This is a genomic window from Arthrobacter sp. Y3221157, assembly GCF_059089865.1.
In genome coordinates this window covers 17,516-32,996 of record NZ_JBNHFD010000010.1, presented here as the reverse complement: position 1 = coordinate 32,996, position 15,481 = coordinate 17,516, and the positions used below count along the sequence as shown (strand labels likewise).

Here is a 15,481-nt window from a genome sequence, read left to right as displayed (position 1 = left end):
CCCTAAGCAGAAATCAATCGGATTGGGTCACAACATGCAGCTGACGCAGTTGTCCACCTCAGTTCCTTCCAGCGCGAGCTGGCGGAGCCGGATGTAGTAGAGCGTCTTGATGCCTTTGCGCCAGGCGTAGATCTGCGCCTTGTTGATGTCCCGGGTGGTGGCGGTGTCCTTGAAGAACAGCGTCAGGGACAGGCCCTGGTCCACGTGCTGCGTGGCAGCGGCGTAGGTGTCGATGATCTTCTCGTAGCCGATCTCGTACGCGTCCTGGTAGTACTCCAGGTTGTCGTTCGTCAGGTACGGGGCCGGGTAGTAGACGCGGCCGATCTTGCCTTCCTTGCGGATCTCGATCTTGGCGGCCACTGGGTGGATGGAGGACGTCGAGTTGTTGATGTAGGAGATCGACCCCGTGGGCGGGACAGCCTGCAGGTTCTGGTTGTAGATGCCGTGCTCCATGACGGAGGCCTTCAGCTCGCGCCAGTCATCCTGGGTGGGGATATGGTGGCCCGCGAACAGCTCGCGGACCCGCTCGGTCTCCGGGAGCCATTCCTGCTCCGTGTACTTGTCGAAGAACTCGCCGCTCGCGTACTTGGAGTTTTCGAAACCGCCGAACTTCTGGCCGGACTCGATGGCGAGCCTGTTGGACGCACGCAGGGCGTGGAACAGCACCGTGTAGAAGTAGATGTTGGTGAAGTCCAGGCCTTCTTCGGAGCCATAGTGGACCCGCTCCCGCGCCAGGTAGCCGTGCAGGTTCATCTGGCCCAGGCCGATGGCGTGGGACTTCGCATTGCCCTCGGCCACGGACGGCACCGAGTTGATGTAGGACATGTCCGACACAGCGCTCAGCGCGCGGATGGCCGCTTCAATGGAGGCACCGAAGTTCGGCGAATCCATGGTCTTGGCGATGTTCATCGACCCGAGGTTGCAGGAGATGTCCTTGCCGACGGTCTGGTACGTGAGGTCCTCGTTGTACAGGGACGGCGTGGAGACCTGCAGGATCTCGGAGCAGAGGTTGCTCATGGTGATCTTGCCGGCGATCGGGTTAGCCCGGTTCACGGTGTCCTCGAACATGATGTACGGGTAGCCGGACTCGAACTGGATCTCGGCGAGGGTCTGGAAGAACTCGCGGGCGCTGATCTTGGTCTTCTTAATCCGCGAATCGTCCACCATCTCGTAGTACTTCTCGGTGACCGAGACGTCGGAGAAGGGCATGCCGTAGACGCGTTCGACGTCGTACGGCGAGAACAGGTACATGTCCTCATTCTTCTTGGCCAGCTCGAACGTGATGTCGGGGATGACGACGCCCAGCGAAAGGGTCTTGATGCGGATCTTCTCGTCCGCGTTCTCCCGCTTGGTGTCCAGGAACCGGTAGATATCCGGGTGGTGCGCGTGCAGGTACACGGCGCCGGCACCCTGCCGCGCACCAAGCTGGTTGGCGTAGGAGAAGCTGTCTTCGAGGAGCTTCATCACCGGGATGACACCGGAGGACTGGTTCTCGATCTGCTTGATCGGCGCGCCGTGCTCGCGGATGTTGGTCAGCGACAGGGCCACGCCGCCGCCGCGCTTGGACAGCTGCAGCGCGGAGTTGATGCCGCGGGCGATCGACTCCATGTTGTCCTCGATGCGCAGCAGGAAGCACGAGACGAGTTCGCCACGCTGCGCCTTGCCGGCGTTGAGGAAGGTGGGCGTTGCGGGCTGGAAGCGGCCGTCAATGATCTCATCCACCAGCCGGGCGGCAAGTTCCTCGTTGCCGCGGGCCAGGTGCATGGCCACCATGCAGACGCGGTCCTCGTAGCGCTCCAGGTAGCGCTTGCCGTCGAACGTCTTCAGCGTGTAGGAGGTGTAGAACTTGAACGCGCCCAGGAAGGTCTCGAAGCGGAACTTCTTTTTGTAGGCACGGTTGAACAGTTCACGGATGAAGTTCATCGTGTACTGGTCCAGTGTTTCGCGCTCGTAGTACTGGTTCTTCACCAGGTAGTCGAGCTTCTCCTCCAGGTCATGGAAGAACACGGTGTTGTTGTTAACGTGCTGCAGGAAGTACTGGTGGGCGGCCTCACGGTCCGCCTCGAACTGGATTTCGCCGCTGGGACCGTAGAGGTTCAGCATGGCGTTCAGCTCGTGATAGCCCAGGCCCTTGTAGGCGGCGGGCAACTCCGGCTTCTTGGCCCTGGTTACTTCTGTGTCTGCGACAGTCGTGTCCAAAACGTGTCCAATCCCTGGTTGACCCTGGCAACGTCTTCCGGCGTTCCCATGAGTTCGAATCGATAAAGGTGGGGTACCTGGCATTTGGCGGCGATGATGTCCGCTGCCAGGCAGTAGTTGTCCCCGAAGTTTGTGTTGCCGGCCCCGATCACGCCGCGGAGCAGTTGCCTGTTCTGCGGGTTGTTCAGAAACCGGATGACCTGCTTGGGGACGGACCCCTCTCCCCCGGTGCCGCCATAGGTGGGCACCACCAGCACGAACGGCCGGGTGGCAAGCAGGGGTGCGTCCCTGGAGTAGAGCGGGATCCGGGCCACCTCGCGGCCGAGCTTCAAGACGAAGCGGCTGGTGTTCTCGGATGCCGAGGAAAAATAGATGAGCTGGCTGTCTGTGCGGACTGGTTCCGGGCTATCCAGGAGCCGGGCCGGCGGGGACACTTCCACGCGCTGAGCCGCGTGGATCTGCGAAGCCGTGTAGCCTTGCTGTGCTGTTGGTGCTGCCGTGGGAGTCACCTCAGCTGGTTGTTTGTTGCCGGCAGGAAAAGCAGGGCTCCTAGGCCACGGAGGAAACGGCCGAGAGGGCCAGTTCTTCGATCTTGTCCGGGCGGAAGCCTGACCAGTGGTCCTGGTCGGTGACCACAACGGGTGCCTGCATGTAGCCCAGGGCCTTCAGGCGCTCGAGGGCCTCGGCGTCCTGGGAGATGTCAACGCTCTGGTAGGTGATGCCCTTCTTGTCGAGCGCACGGTAGGTGGCGTTGCACTGAACACAAGCAGGCTTGGTGTAAACCGTTACGGTCATGGTCGCTGTCCCCTTTTGTCGAAATCGTCGCTGGCCCGGTGTCCCCGTCCAAGCTGTATGTCGATACTACATGTAGTGCAGACGCCTCTTTGGAACCCCAAGATGATGTATTACAAGTATGTCATTTAATGCACCGTTAATCCACAGGCAGGCCCCTTCAAAATGTCCGGAATCACGGCTTTTTCAAGGACGGAATCCACACCCTGTGGAGTAGTTAGGCACAATTAACGCCCAGCGTGTCGCGCGAAAGACGGCGTGTCGCGGCCTCCGCGGGGGACTGCGAATGCGCCAAAAAGGGGCTCCGAAGTGACCTTCGGAACCCCTCGTGGTGATTAAAGGCACGACGGCGGAACCCCGCCCGGCGCCCCGGGCCGCCGTCGTGATGGGGCGGCTAGAGCTGCACCTCCCGGCGGTCCAGCACGATCTGCTGCACATCAAGGTAGCCCGACTGGAAACCGGCCCGGGAGTAGCAGAGGTAGAACAGCCACATCCGCTGGAAGACCCCGTCGAAGCCCAGTTCGCCAACCTCGCGCGAACGCACCAGGAACCGCTCCTCCCAAAGGCGGAGGGTGGCCGCGTAGTGGTCCCCCATGCCCGTCCGCTCCCGCACGCGCAGCGTGGTGTGCTGCTGCGTCACACCCTCAATGGCACGCACGGACGGCAGGAAGCCGCCCGGGAAGATGTATTTGTGCACCCAGGTGTAGGCGTTGCGGGTGGCCAGCATCCGGCCGTGCGGCATGGTGATCGCCTGGATGGCAACCCTGCCGCCGGGGGCAAGGACCCGGTCGATGGTCTGGAAGTAGATGGGCCAGTACTCATAGCCCACGGCCTCGATCATCTCCACGGACACCACGGCGTCGTACTCGCCTTCCACTGCGCGGTAGTCCTGCAGCGCCACTGTCACCCGGTCCGCGTATCCGGCGGCGGCAATGCGTTCCTGGGCCAGTGCCTGCTGTTCGCTGGAAAGGGTGACGCTGTAGACGGTGGCGCCGCGGGCCGCTGCACGCAGGGCCAATTCGCCCCAGCCGGTTCCGATTTCCAGGAGCCGGGTGCCTTCCCCGACGCAGGCCTTGTCCAGCAGCCTGTCGATCTTGGCCTGCTGGGCTCCTGCCAGTTCCTCCCACCCCACGGATTCCAGCGGTGCAGCCGTGCGTGGAAACAGCGCTGACGAGTAGCTCATAGTGGCGTCAAGGAAGTTCGCGAACAAATCGTTCGAAAGGTCGTAGTGCCGTGAGATATTGCGGCGCGTGTTCTGTTCGGCATTCCGTTCCTGCCGCGGGGTGCGCGGGAGGTACAGGGCGCGGAGTTTCTGCAGCGGCGCCGGGATCAGCGTGTCCACCGAGGCGGCAAAAACCCCAAGCACTGCTGCGAGGTCGCTGGCTTCCCAGTCCCCCGCCATGAAGGATTCGCCAAGCCCGATCAGGCCGTTGTCGCCGATCCGCGCTTCGAACGCTTCCGGTCGGACCATCATCATCACCGGCGCATCCGGCCCGCCGGTGCCAAGGACGGTGCCGTCCGGGTACTCCACCCGGAGCGGCAGGCGCTCGACCGCTCCTTTGAAGAGGAGTCCGGCGGCCTTCCCGGCCACCGCTGCTTTGGCGCCCGACGGCGGCTGGGCCACTTCCGGCCACACGTCCGCGTCGATGGTGGCCGGCGCCGCCGGCACGCCGGTACCGGTCCATCCCGCGGGAACATCCCGGCGGGCTTTGCCGGCATTGCCACCGGCCAAGGCGGTTCCGTTATCGTCCGTCATTGTCATTGAACTGCCTCCTGGGAAGTGTGTTGTGGCCGGGCGACGACGGGCAGCCGTCTTGCCCAGAGCGAAATGCCCTGCACCTGGATGAGTGTGGATACGAGCAGCGGCGCGGCCGGCACCGCGAGCGCCGCGGCCAGGATATTGCGCAGGGTGGCCGGATGCCGCCGGCCGTCCAAGGTTGCAACGAACGGCCGGTGGCCTTCCCGTTCCAGGACGATCGAGACCGCCAGCCGGTCTCCCGGGGCAGGAAGCTTCATCCGGTACTGGCCGTCAACGTCATTGAATGGCGAGACATAGAACGCCTTGGGAACGGAGGCCCGGCCGGCCGGGTCTGTCCGAAGCAGGTAGCAGTGCCGCTCCCCGTAGGTGTTGTGGACCTCAGCAACCACGCACTCAAGTCCCCCGCTGGACCGGTAGCACCAGAACAGCGTGAGCGGATTGAAGACGTAACCGAAGACCCTGGCACTGGTCAGCATGTGGATGGCGCCGCCGTCGGGCTCTATCCCCTGGGTCCGCAGGTAACGCTCGATGTTGGAACGGATGCTGGCATCCGGGTCGCCGAGGTGGTCGCCGGCGCGGAACACGGCCAGCGGCCGGAGCAGCCCCGGCAGGTGGGGAAGCCTGTCGACGTCGACGAACCAGCTGTAGCTGCGGTACGTAAAGGCGTTCTTCAGCGGGCTGCGCCGCACGTGCGAAATGGACGTGCGGTAGATGGCTGCGTCGGCACTCATGCAGGTTCCGCAGCGGCAAGCTCCCGCCCGCCGCCGTCCGGGGAAGCTTCTTCATCCGCTGGCCGGGCGACTGGCCAGGACCGGCCCAGCTTTTCGGCGGCGCGCACACCGGAGAGCGCGCCATCCTCGTGGAAGCCCCAGCCCAGGTATGCGCCGGCATAGGCGATCCGGCTGTCACCCAGCGCGGCAATGGCCGCCTGGGCCCGCAGCGATTCGGGAGTGTACTGCGGATGTTCGTAGACCATGCGTTCGAGCACGGCGTCGCCGGCGATCAGTTCGGACTCCCCCAGGCTCACCAGGTAGGGCTGTCCGTCTGCAGGTGCCAGCCGCTGCAGGCGGGTAAGGTCATAGCTGACCAGGACCTTGTCCGGCCGGGCCTCGCAGGACGGCAGCCGGTAGTTCCAGGACGCCCTCGCGTTGTCCGCAGACGGCAGCACCGCCGGGTCCCGGTGGAAGACGGTGTGGTTCACCGAGTACGGCATGCCGCCCAGCGCTTCTTTCTCCTCGGGCGTGGCGTCGGCCAGGAACCCGAGCGCCTGGGCCGGGTGGGTGGCTATCACGACGGCGTCAAAGTCTTCCAGCCGGTCTTCCGTTGCGATTTCCACACCGTCGGACAGGCGCCGGACGGCACTGACGGGGGTGTTGAGCCGGACGTCAGTGAGGGTGGCGGCAAGTTTCTCGACATACCGGGCGGATCCGCCGGTGACGGTCCTCCATTGTGGCGAGCCCTTGACGCCCAGCATGCCGTGGTGCCCCAGGAAGGTGAACAGGTAGCGGGCGGGATATGCCAGCGCGGTGGTGGGGTCGCAGGACCAGACCGCGCTGACCACCGGCGTCATGAAGTGCGAGATGAAGTAGGGACTGAAGTTCTCGCGGGCCAGGAATTCACCAAGCGTCAGTTCGGGAACGCTGTCCCCGCCACTGACCGCGGCGACCGGCGCCGTTTTCAGCAGCGCCCTGGCCTTCCGGTAGAAGCGGGTGACCTCCAGCAGCATCAGGAGATACCGGCCGCGGAGCAGGCTGGACGGGCGGGCGATGATGCCGCGGCCGCCGGCACGGGCGCCGGCGTATTCCAGTCCGCAGCCGTCGCAGCGGATGGACATGCTCATCTCGGAGTCCTGGGTTTCCACTCCCAGCTCGGCGAACAGCCGCAGCAGCGTGGGGTAGGTCCGTTCGTTGTGGACGATGAACCCGGTATCGACGCCGAGGAATGTGCCGTCGGGCTGCGCCATCTGGTGCGTGTGCGCGTGCCCGCCCAGCCGCGAATCGGCCTCGAAAAGGGTCACGTCGTCCTGCCTGTTCAGGACATAGGCGGCCGTCAGTCCGGCGACGCCGCTGCCGATGACGGCCACTCGCCGTCGTCCGCCTCCACTCGCTGCTGGGTTGGGTGACATTCATGCTCCTCTGCTGAACACTTGCCAAGGGTGGGTTTACAGACGGCAATTCGGCGCCGCCATTGACGCGGATGGGTACGGGCGCCGGAACCGTCCCGCGCGGAATGGTGCTGCGCGCAGTACTGTGGGCTGGTGGTAAATCCGGTACACCTGAAGACCCTGATGGAGGTCACGCGGCTGGGCTCGTTCGCGGCCGCCGCATCAACCCTTGGTTACACGGCTTCGGCCGTATCGCAGCAGATGTCCGCCCTGGAGCGGGACACCGGGGTGGTCCTGTTCCAGCGTTCGGCGCGGAGCGTGGTTCCCACGGAAGCCGCCGTCGTCATGACCCGGCACGCTGCCAAGGTGCTGACGGACATCGAAGCGCTGATGGCCGCCGCCGCCAAGACCCAGGACAGCACCAGCCAGGAGCTCCGGCTGGGAATCTTCCCCAGCCTTGCCACGTATGTCCTGCCGCGGATCCTGAAGAATCCGGCGTGGAAGAACCTGGGCATCGACCTCAGGGTGTCCGTGGCCGAACCAGGCCAGACCATTCAGGGGCTGCGCACCGGCGGTGACCTGGACCTTGCCGTGGTGTTCCAGGTTGGCCAGACCGGCGTCGCCTGGCCGGCGACCATCAACCGGCAATGGATCGGCGACGACGATTTCCGGGTGGTCCTGCCCGCCGGCTGGGGTTTCCGGCCGGACGCGAAGGTGGCGGCGGACCATCTCTCCGAGATGCCGTGGATCATGCACCATCCCGGGACCAGCGACGCCATGGTGATCGAGCGGCTCTTCGCCGGCTGCAACCTCCATCCCCGGGTGGTGGCGCACAGCGACGACTTCCACGCCAGCCTCGAAATGGCTGCAGCGGGGCTGGGCGCGGCACTGGTGCCCGAGCTCGCGCTGCGGAACAAGCCTGCCGGCGTGGTGGTCCTGGACGTTCCCGAGATCCGGCTGGCCCGCAACGTCTTCGCGCTGCTGATTAACGACAGGAAAACCGCCCGGGTGCAGCTCTTCGTCGACCTGCTGGCCGAGACCCTGGCCGGGATGCGGACGTCAGTGAATTAGGCCTGAATGCTGGAATGCACTGCTCTTCGGGTCTATGTTGAGACTATGAGCAAGGTAGCGAGCCAGCACTTTGGAGAGATAGAGCTCAACCACGGCAGGGACCACTCCATCGCCGCGAAGCATGAGCTGCGCGGCCACCCGCTGGAACTCGACCTGAACATCACCGCCCACGACCACTTCGACGAAGCCGCACTGCGCAAGGTGGACTACCGGCTGCGGTTCCTGCCGGAACTGGTGGACGAAGTCCGGGACATGATCGCCGAGGAACTGGAGCAGGAAGGCACCAGCCCGCAGGAGTACCTGCATTTCCACTGCAATGCCCTCAAGGACGAGCACCTGCAGAAGGTCTTCGGCGTGGAGGAACGCAGCCAGCTCACCAACGCCGTGTTCCTCAAAGCATTGAAACTGGGCCATGTGGGCATCTACCCCGGCCAGCCCGAACGCTACTTCGTTTTGGATTTCACCCTCGGCGAGCACTTCACGGACGAAGTCCTGGTGGCCTCCGCGGATGAGGACGGTGTTGTTGACGACGAGATCCTCTGGGAGTCGTGAAACACCTGCTTGTTAAAGCACGACGCCGGCCGGCCACCTTTCGGTGACCAGCCGGCCGTTCGCCCGCCTCTCAAGGTCCGGCGCGCTGGGCGCACCGGACCTTGAACCTCTGCGGGCTCTCTTAGTTCCCTATTTGGCCGCTTCCAGCAGTTCCGCGCGGACCGTCTGGGTTGCCTTGACCAGGTTGCGCAGTGACTCTTCGGTCTCGGCGTAGCCGCGGGTCTTCAGGCCGCAGTCAGGGTTGACCCAGAGCTGGCGGGACGGGACGTGCTTCACGGCGGTGCTGAGCAGTTCGGTGACTTCCTGCTCCCCCGGTACGCGCGGCGAGTGGATGTCGTAAACACCGGGGCCGACGCCGCGGCCGAAGCCGTGCGACTCAAGGTCGTGGACAACCTCCATGCGGGAGCGGGCCGCCTCGATGGACGTCACGTCGGCGTCGAGGCCGTCGATCGCGTCGATGATCACCCCGAACTCCGAGTAGCAGAGGTGGGTGTGGATCTGGGTGGCGTCTTTGGCGCCCGCGGTCGCGAGCCGGAAAGAGTCCACGGACCACTTCAGGTAGTCGGCGTGGTCAGCCTTGCGCAGCGGAAGGAGTTCGCGCAGCGCAGGCTCGTCCACCTGGATGACCTTGATGCCCGCTGCTTCGAGGTCGGCGATCTCGTCCCGTAGTGCCAGGCCAACCTGGTTGGCAGTCTCCGCCAGCGGCTGGTCGTCGCGGACGAAGGACCAGGCCAGGATGGTGACCGGACCAGTGAGCATGCCCTTCATCGGCTTGCTGGTCAGGGACTGTGCGTACTTCGCCCATTCCACCGTGATGGGGGCGGAGCGCGTCACGTCTCCCCAGAGAATGGAGGGGCGGGTGCAGCGTGAGCCGTAGGACTGGACCCAGCCGTGCACCGTCACGTCGAAGCCTTCGAGGTTTTCCGCGAAGTACTGCACCATGTCGTTACGCTCGGGCTCGCCGTGAACCAGGACGTCGTAGCCCAGTTCTTCCTGCAGGTCCACGACGCGCTTGATTTCATCCTTCATGAGCTGCTGGTACTGCTCGTCGCTCAGCTCACCCTTGGTGTTGCGGGCACGGGCCGAGCGGATTTCGGACGTCTGCGGGAAGGAGCCGATGGTGGTGGTGGGCAGCGGCGGCAGGTCCAGCGCTTCCTCCTGGGCTGCTGCCCGGACCTCGTACTCGGCGCGGGTGAAATCGGCGGCGGTCAGGGCTTCGGTGCGGGCCCGGACATCGGTGCGGCGCACGCCGTCGGCGGTGGCGCGGGAAGCGATGATAGCGGTTGCCTCATCGATCGCGGCCTTCGCGGAGGCGGGATCCGCCAGGTAGGACGCCAGGGTCTTCACCTCGACGGCCTTCTGGTCGGAGAACGCCAGCCAGCTGCGGAGCTGTTCGGACAGCTGGGTTTCCTCGGCGACGTCGTGCGGGACGTGCTGGGTGGAGGCGGACGTGGAGACGGCGATCCTGCCGGCGGCAGCCTTCAGTGCGTCCAGCTTCGCGGCCGAGGCGGCGAGGTCGTTGCGCCAGATGTTGTGGCCATCAACCACACCGGCAACCAGGGTCTTGTTGCCCAGGCCCGCCAGGGCTGCCTCGGACGGAACGGCGCCCTTGAAGACGTCGATGTGCAGGGCCTCGACGTTGGTGGCCGCAAGGGTACCGAGCTGGTTGTCCAGGGAACCGTACGGCGTGGAAACGAGGATCTGGGGGCGGTTGGCGGCAGCGGTGAGGACCTCGTAGGCCCGCGCCACGGCTGCTTCAACTTCAGCGGCCGGGGTGTCCTGGTCGACGACGAGTGCGGGCTCATCCAGCTGGACCCAGCTGGCACCGGCGGCAGCGAGCTTCTCCAGCAGCTGGACATAGACGGGCAGGATGTCCTCGAGGCGGGACAGCGGCGCGAACCCGGCCGGGGCGTCGTCGGAGGCCTTGGACAGCAGCAGGTAGGTGACCGGGCCAACGATGTAGGGGCGGGTCTCGATGCCGTTGGCCAGGGCGTGGGCAAACTCGTCCACCTTGGCGGTGGAAGCCAGCGTGAACTTGGTCTCCGGACCGATTTCGGGAACCAGGTAGTGGTAATTGGTGTCGAACCACTTGGTCATTTCCAGCGGCTGCTGCTCCTTGTTGCCGCGGGCCAGGGTGAAGTAGCCGTCGATGTCGAGCTGGCCCTCGGCGTTGAGGAGTTGGCCGAAGCGGGCGGGCACGGCACCGAGGTGTGCGGTGGCGTCCAGGACCTGGTCGTAATAGGAGAAGGTGCCGGGGACGGCTGCGGCCTCGGTCAGGCCGAGTTCCTGCAGACGCTTTGCGATGGTCAGCTGGATGTCCTTGGCTGCGGCGTCCAGGGCGGCAGCGTCGATCTTGCCGGCCCAGTAGGCTTCGATGGCCTTCTTGAGCTCGCGGCGGCGGCCGATGCGGGGGTAGCCCAGGAGTGAGGCGGACGGGAAAGGAGTGTTCTTTTCAGTCATGGCTAAGTCCTAAAGTTCGTAGTGCTGTGCATCGAAGGCACAGGGGAGAAAGAGGGCAGCGCGGAGCTGCCGGACCCGGGCAGCGTTCAGCTGTCAGGCCGGCAAGCGTGCTGCGTTGGCTAGCTGGCGAGCTGGCTGCGGGCCGTTGAGGCCGCGCTGACGCCGGCACGGCCACGTCGCGGAAGGGCGAGCTTGTCCAACACCTCCAGCGCGCTTTGGTGCTCGTTGAAGGTGTAGATGTGGATGCCCGGCGCCCCGGCATCGAGGGCTGCGTTGGAAAGGTCGACGGTGGCGTCGACGCCTATGTGGAGTCGTTCCAGATCGCTGTCGGCGGCGGCCAGCCTGGCCATCAGTTCGGGAGCCGGTTCCACGCCGGTCAGTTCACCCAGGCGGTTGAGCCGGCGAAGGCTGGTGAGAGGCATAACACCCGGAATGATCGGGATGGTGACCCCGGCCCGGCGAGCCCTAGTGAGGAGGTCGGCGTACTGGTCCGCGTGGAAGAACACCTGGGTGATGGCGAAGTCGGCACCGGAACGCTGCTTGGCGAGCAGCACCTCGACGTCGTGCTCCTCGCTCGGCGATTCCGGATGGCGCGCAGGGTAGGCGGCGACGCCAACCGCGATCTTGCCGGCACAAAGTAATGCCGAACGGCGCTGCTCCACCCGGCGGATGAGCTCGATCAGGTCCTGGGCGTAACGGAGCGAGCCGTCCGTAACCTCGCCGTCCTTCGGCAGATCGCCGCGCAAGGCCAGGATGCCGCGCACGCCGGTGTCCAGCAACTGGCCAATGATCTCCGCCAGTTCCTGCGGCGTGTTTCCGACGCAGGTCAGGTGGGCCAGTGGCCGAAGCGTGGTTTCGAGCAAAAGCCGGTTGATGAGCTCGACGGCGGTGTCCCGGTTGGACCCGCTGGCACCATACGTGACGGAGACATAGTCCGGCGCGGTGGTTTCGAGTTCACGGATGGTGGTCCAGAGCGTCTCTGCGGCTGCCGGCGAACGGGGCGGGAACAGCTCGTAGGAGAGCGCCACCGGAGCGGCGTCGGATAGATTCGGATGTGTCTCAATAAGGCTAGGTGGTGACATTTGCGTCCTTGGCTTTGGGCCATTGATGTCTGCAGCCACAAACGTGACGGCAGTCGGCAATGAATTGAGTTTGGGGAACACACGGGAGAACTTCACACGACGCAGCCGCGACTGTTACGCCTGAAATGAAGTTGTCCGTGAGCAAATGTCAGGCCCACATGGGGGCACCCACACCCTCCGGCACGGAGGATCGCTGACACGTTACCGCGGTAACTTGTATAAGACTCTAGGAGCGGGCGCCCGGGCATTCAAGTTGGCTTCCGAATTAAGACGCAGTCTTACGCCTTGTTTCATTGCTCAAACGGAATTTTCTTCGCCTGGATGGCTGCTTTCGTTTCTGCTTCGGCTGCAGCTGTTCCGCGGGCCCTGCCCGCATCTGGACAGAGTCTGTCGCCTGCCACAGCGCTACCAGGGTCGGTCAGGCCCCGCGTCCCCGCCGGTATCGCGCAGGTAGTCATCCCGCTCGCCGGCCGCGTTGCGTTCGCGCTCCGCCTGCCGGGCATTCTCCTCAAGCTGTTGCAGTTGGCTTTGCCGCGGAGAAGGCTGCTCCTCGGAGCTGTCCTCCTGCTGCGGGTTCCCCGGCGCCTCTGCGCCCGCAGCCCGCCGTCACCGATCATCTCAGTAGCGAGGCCGAGATTGGCCCGTACGATGCAGTCGTCAACAGAGCCGCTCGGCGCGCTGGCCAGTGCGTCCTGGAAGAGGATCCGGGCGGCAGGGTAGTCTCCGGCCAGGACTTTGGCGTCGCCGGCTGCGAACGGAGCTTTGTGCCGTTCTACGACGTTGGCCAGGTTCAACCGTCAGCTGTCGCCCTGCCAGCTGCAGCGTCTTTGGCGGCATATGCTTCCGCGGCCTGGCCGGCAAGAAGCCCAAGGCTAAGGAACTTTGCGGCGATGCCGACCAGAACCAGCACCGGTACGGCGGACCACAGCAGAAGCCGCCGGCGGCGCAGCCGGATCCTGCTGTCTTCCGACGCGGCATGTGCCGGAATGGAAGGAATCAGCCAACGTCCTCCCTGGCTTCGCCGGGGCGCCGGTCCATGCGGCTCCCGGCCTCGGCTCCGGGTGCCTTGGCGGGTTGCAGGGCGCGGAACCTGCGAATGACCACGCTGAACTCCACCAGCGCCAGGGCAACGCCCTGACCGCTTCAGCCACCGTTTTTGCGCCGCGGTGGTCTTGGCAAGGCCCGGGACGCTTTCCAGCAGGATGTGGCCACCAGTCAGCAGCCCCACCAGCAGTGACTCCCGCAGCCGGGACTGGCCCACGACCTTGGCCTCAAAGCTCCGGGAGATACTGGCGGCCACCTGTTGTGCCCGTGCCAGTTCCGCCGGTTCGATCCTCGCGGACGCACTGGTTTGAAGCACTGTCAATCCCCTGGTGGCTGTTCGCGGCCGTGCTGCCGGACGGCTGCACTCCGCCGCCATCCTATCCAAGTCCCAGGCCGGGGTTCCGGGAATGGGGACCCCTCCCCATCAGCGCTGCGCAGGTCTATCCTTTTGCCATGATTGAGCTTCCAGCCAGTTACAAGGAATTTCTTGCCGATAAGAGCGAGATGTTCGTCAGCACTGTAAGGCCTGTCCTGATGCAGTCCGCAGCAGACAAGCTCCATGGGGTCCGGGTAACCTACAACCCCGGCTCCACCGGCCACCAGGCCCACCTCGATGACAGCATTCCCTACGGGGTTGTGGTCGAGGACATCGACTGAGCAGACCCTAGCCCCGCACCGCTCCGGAGAGGGCAAAGGAACTGCCGGACCACCTTGCCACAATGATGTACAGGGCCAAAACCGGCAGTGAATAGAGGATCGAGAATGCGGCCAGTTGGCCGTACGCGACTGCCCCGTGCTGTCCGAAGAAGCTGTAGATGGACACCGCGGCGGGCTGCCGCGTCTCGGACAGGAGCAGCACGAACGGGACGAAGAAGTTCCCCCATGCCTGGATGAACACGAAGATAAAGACGACGCCCAGGCCCTGGCGCATGAGCGGCAGCACGATGGTGCGCAGCGCCGTCATCCTTGAGGCACCATCCACCCAGGCGGCCTCCTCCAGCGACACCGGCACTCCGTCCATGAAATTCCTGGTCATCCAGATGGCCATGGGCAGCGTGGTGGTGGCCATGAAGAATATGGTGGCCGGCAGGGAGTCCAGCAGTTCCAGCTGGACGAACAGTCCGTACACCGGAACCATGATGGCCGTGATGGGCAGGCATGTGCCGAACAGGACCGCGTACAGGAACGGCGCGTTGAACCGGGAGCGGTAACGGGACAGCGGATAGGCCGCAAGCACGGCGGCCACCAGCGTGACGGCCCCGGTCCCGGCGGACAGCACCATGCTGTTCCACAGCGGCTGCAGCAGCAGTTCCGGGGTCAGGACGGCGGCGAAGTTCTCCAGCCCGGGCTGCCGGGGAACCCTGGTTTCGTGTCCGGCCTGCGGGTCCAGGGAACCCAGGACGAGCCACAGGAGTGGCAGCAGGAAGCACGCGCCCACCAGCAGCAGGACCAGGTCCGCCGGGGTGGTGCCGCGCCTGCGGCGGGGTGGCAGCGCCTGCACCCCGCGGGGCGGCAACGCCCTGGCCGGGGCGGTCATGCCCGCGGCTCCTTCAGCAGCCGGATGTACACCACGCCGAACACAGCGCCGATCAGGATGAGCACGGAGGCCACTGCCGTCCCGTACCCTATATCACCGAACTTGAAGGCCTCCTGGTAGGCCAGGATGGGCAGCGTGGTGCTGGCGTTGGCCGGTCCGCCGGCCGTCATCACCCAGACAAGGGTGAACACCGCCAGGGTCTGCAGCGTGATCAGCATCAGGTTGGTGGCGATGCTGCCCCGGATCATGGGCAGTGTGATGAAGACCAGCCGCTGCCAGCCCCGGGCGCCGTCCATCTGGGCGGCCTCCGTCACCTCGGTGGGAACGTCGTTGAGTGCAGCCTTGTACACGAGCATGGAGAAGGCCGTGCCGCGCCACACGTTGGCCAGCATCACGGCCACCATGGGGAACGCATACAACCATTCCGGCCTGCCGAAACCCAGGCTCCCGAGCAGCTGGTTGAGCGTCCCGTCCTTGCTGAAGTACGCGTAGGCGGCGAAGGCGGCCACGATTTCGGGCAGCACCCATGCGGCCACCACGGCCGTTCCAACGACGGACGAGACCGCAGGGCGTGCCCGGCGCATCAGCACGGCGATAGCCAGGCCCAGCAGGTTCTGGCCAAGCACCGCAGATCCTCCCACGAACAGGACCGTGAGCCACAGGGAGAGCGGGAAGACAGGGTCCGTGAGCAGCCGCTGGTAGTTTTCCGGGCCCACCCATTCCGGATTCCTCGCGCTGCGGCCGGTCAGTCCTGCGTTGGTCAGCGAGGCCTGGAAGGCCCAGAGCACGGGGCCCGCGAGGAACACCAGCAGAAGCAGGACGGCAGGTAGGACCGGCAGGTAGCGGACCAGCTGCCGTGCCCGGTGGCTCAGCAGCACAGG

General features: G+C 65.1%; 13 protein-coding genes and 1 pseudogene. 3 read left to right on the top strand and 11 right to left on the bottom strand.

What is annotated here, in order from left to right:
- Positions 1 to 27: 27 nt before the first annotated feature.
- The 6 genes from nrdE to AC5RTT_RS05100 form a co-directional block, all read right to left on the bottom strand.
- A complete protein-coding gene (gene nrdE, locus AC5RTT_RS05125) occupies positions 28 to 2,148 on the bottom strand; it encodes a class 1b ribonucleoside-diphosphate reductase subunit alpha (RefSeq protein WP_494144316.1) in 2,121 nt (706 codons plus the stop codon).
- Positions 2,149 to 2,168: 20 nt separating this feature from the next.
- A complete protein-coding gene (nrdI, locus tag AC5RTT_RS05120) occupies positions 2,169 to 2,639 on the bottom strand; it encodes a class Ib ribonucleoside-diphosphate reductase assembly flavoprotein NrdI (RefSeq protein ID WP_494009450.1) in 471 nt (156 codons plus the stop codon).
- A 109-nt stretch (positions 2,640 to 2,748) separates the two neighbouring features.
- Positions 2,749 to 2,994 (bottom strand): glutaredoxin-like protein NrdH, encoded by a 246-nt coding sequence (gene nrdH, locus AC5RTT_RS05115; protein ID WP_013601222.1) that lies wholly within the window; start codon positions 2,992 to 2,994, stop codon positions 2,749 to 2,751.
- A gap of 391 nt (positions 2,995 to 3,385) precedes the next feature.
- The gene (locus AC5RTT_RS05110) at positions 3,386 to 4,753 is read right to left on the bottom strand and encodes a class I SAM-dependent methyltransferase (RefSeq protein WP_494144281.1); all 1,368 of its coding nucleotides are present in this window, start codon (positions 4,751 to 4,753) and stop codon (positions 3,386 to 3,388) included.
- On the bottom strand, positions 4,750 to 5,481 hold the full coding sequence (locus AC5RTT_RS05105; RefSeq protein ID WP_494144280.1) for a DUF1365 domain-containing protein: 732 nt from the start codon (positions 5,479 to 5,481) through the stop codon (positions 4,750 to 4,752). Before AC5RTT_RS05105 ends, AC5RTT_RS05110 begins: the two co-directional genes overlap by 4 nt.
- Positions 5,478 to 6,875: an NAD(P)/FAD-dependent oxidoreductase gene (locus AC5RTT_RS05100; RefSeq protein ID WP_494144279.1), complete on the bottom strand. Its 1,398-nt coding sequence runs from the start codon at positions 6,873 to 6,875 to the stop codon at positions 5,478 to 5,480. The genes AC5RTT_RS05105 and AC5RTT_RS05100 overlap by 4 nt, the downstream gene beginning before the upstream one ends.
- 132 nt (positions 6,876 to 7,007) lie before the next feature.
- Between AC5RTT_RS05100 and AC5RTT_RS05095 the strand changes: the two genes are divergently transcribed.
- Together AC5RTT_RS05095 and AC5RTT_RS05090 are read left to right on the top strand one after the other, a co-directional pair.
- The gene (locus AC5RTT_RS05095) at positions 7,008 to 7,925 is read left to right on the top strand and encodes a LysR family transcriptional regulator (RefSeq protein WP_494009367.1); all 918 of its coding nucleotides are present in this window, start codon (positions 7,008 to 7,010) and stop codon (positions 7,923 to 7,925) included.
- A 45-nt stretch (positions 7,926 to 7,970) separates the two neighbouring features.
- Entirely contained in the window at positions 7,971 to 8,477 is a 507-nt protein-coding gene (locus AC5RTT_RS05090) for a DUF2004 domain-containing protein (protein ID WP_494009368.1), read from the top strand.
- Between the two features lie 129 nt (positions 8,478 to 8,606).
- Here the strand turns inward: AC5RTT_RS05090 and metE are convergent, their stop codons facing one another.
- The 3 genes and pseudogenes from metE to AC5RTT_RS05075 form a co-directional block, all read right to left on the bottom strand.
- Positions 8,607 to 10,937, bottom strand: coding sequence for a 5-methyltetrahydropteroyltriglutamate--homocysteine S-methyltransferase (metE, locus tag AC5RTT_RS05085; protein WP_494144278.1), 2,331 nt, complete (start codon positions 10,935 to 10,937; stop codon positions 8,607 to 8,609).
- A gap of 119 nt (positions 10,938 to 11,056) precedes the next feature.
- Positions 11,057 to 12,019, bottom strand: coding sequence for a methylenetetrahydrofolate reductase (locus tag AC5RTT_RS05080; protein ID WP_494144277.1), 963 nt, complete (start codon positions 12,017 to 12,019; stop codon positions 11,057 to 11,059).
- Between the two features lie 1,130 nt (positions 12,020 to 13,149).
- A pseudogene (locus tag AC5RTT_RS05075) lies at positions 13,150 to 13,379 on the bottom strand (AAA family ATPase); the annotation flags it as partial.
- A 137-nt stretch (positions 13,380 to 13,516) separates the two neighbouring features.
- Here AC5RTT_RS05075 and AC5RTT_RS05070 point away from each other — a divergent pair.
- Complete coding sequence (locus AC5RTT_RS05070; protein WP_494050608.1) at positions 13,517 to 13,720, top strand: hypothetical protein; 204 nt, start codon at positions 13,517 to 13,519, stop codon at positions 13,718 to 13,720.
- A 7-nt stretch (positions 13,721 to 13,727) separates the two neighbouring features.
- Here AC5RTT_RS05070 and AC5RTT_RS05065 read toward each other — a convergent pair whose 3' ends face one another.
- Positions 13,728 to 14,600: a carbohydrate ABC transporter permease gene (locus AC5RTT_RS05065; protein WP_494144276.1), complete on the bottom strand. Its 873-nt coding sequence runs from the start codon at positions 14,598 to 14,600 to the stop codon at positions 13,728 to 13,730.
- Positions 14,597 to 15,478: a carbohydrate ABC transporter permease gene (locus AC5RTT_RS05060; protein WP_494144275.1), complete on the bottom strand. Its 882-nt coding sequence runs from the start codon at positions 15,476 to 15,478 to the stop codon at positions 14,597 to 14,599. Before AC5RTT_RS05060 ends, AC5RTT_RS05065 begins: the two co-directional genes overlap by 4 nt.
- Positions 15,479 to 15,481: the final 3 nt, after the last annotated feature.

Bases quoted from the DNA above. Each gene is read 5' to 3' on its own strand.
- nrdH (WP_013601222.1), bottom strand. From the start codon at position 2,994: ATGACCGTAACGGTTTACACCAAGCCTGCTTGTGTTCAGTGCAACGCC.
- AC5RTT_RS05110 (WP_494144281.1), bottom strand. From the start codon at position 4,753: ATGACAATGACGGACGATAACGGAACCGCCTTGGCCGGTGGCAATGCC.
- AC5RTT_RS05105 (WP_494144280.1), bottom strand. From the start codon at position 5,481: ATGAGTGCCGACGCAGCCATCTACCGCACGTCCATTTCGCACGTGCGG.
- AC5RTT_RS05100 (WP_494144279.1), bottom strand. From the start codon at position 6,875: ATGTCACCCAACCCAGCAGCGAGTGGAGGCGGACGACGGCGAGTGGCC.
- AC5RTT_RS05090 (WP_494009368.1), top strand. From the start codon at position 7,971: ATGAGCAAGGTAGCGAGCCAGCACTTTGGAGAGATAGAGCTCAACCAC.
- metE (WP_494144278.1), bottom strand. From the start codon at position 10,937: ATGACTGAAAAGAACACTCCTTTCCCGTCCGCCTCACTCCTGGGCTAC.
- AC5RTT_RS05080 (WP_494144277.1), bottom strand. From the start codon at position 12,019: ATGTCACCACCTAGCCTTATTGAGACACATCCGAATCTATCCGACGCC.
- AC5RTT_RS05070 (WP_494050608.1), top strand. From the start codon at position 13,517: ATGATTGAGCTTCCAGCCAGTTACAAGGAATTTCTTGCCGATAAGAGC.
- AC5RTT_RS05065 (WP_494144276.1), bottom strand. From the start codon at position 14,600: ATGACCGCCCCGGCCAGGGCGTTGCCGCCCCGCGGGGTGCAGGCGCTG.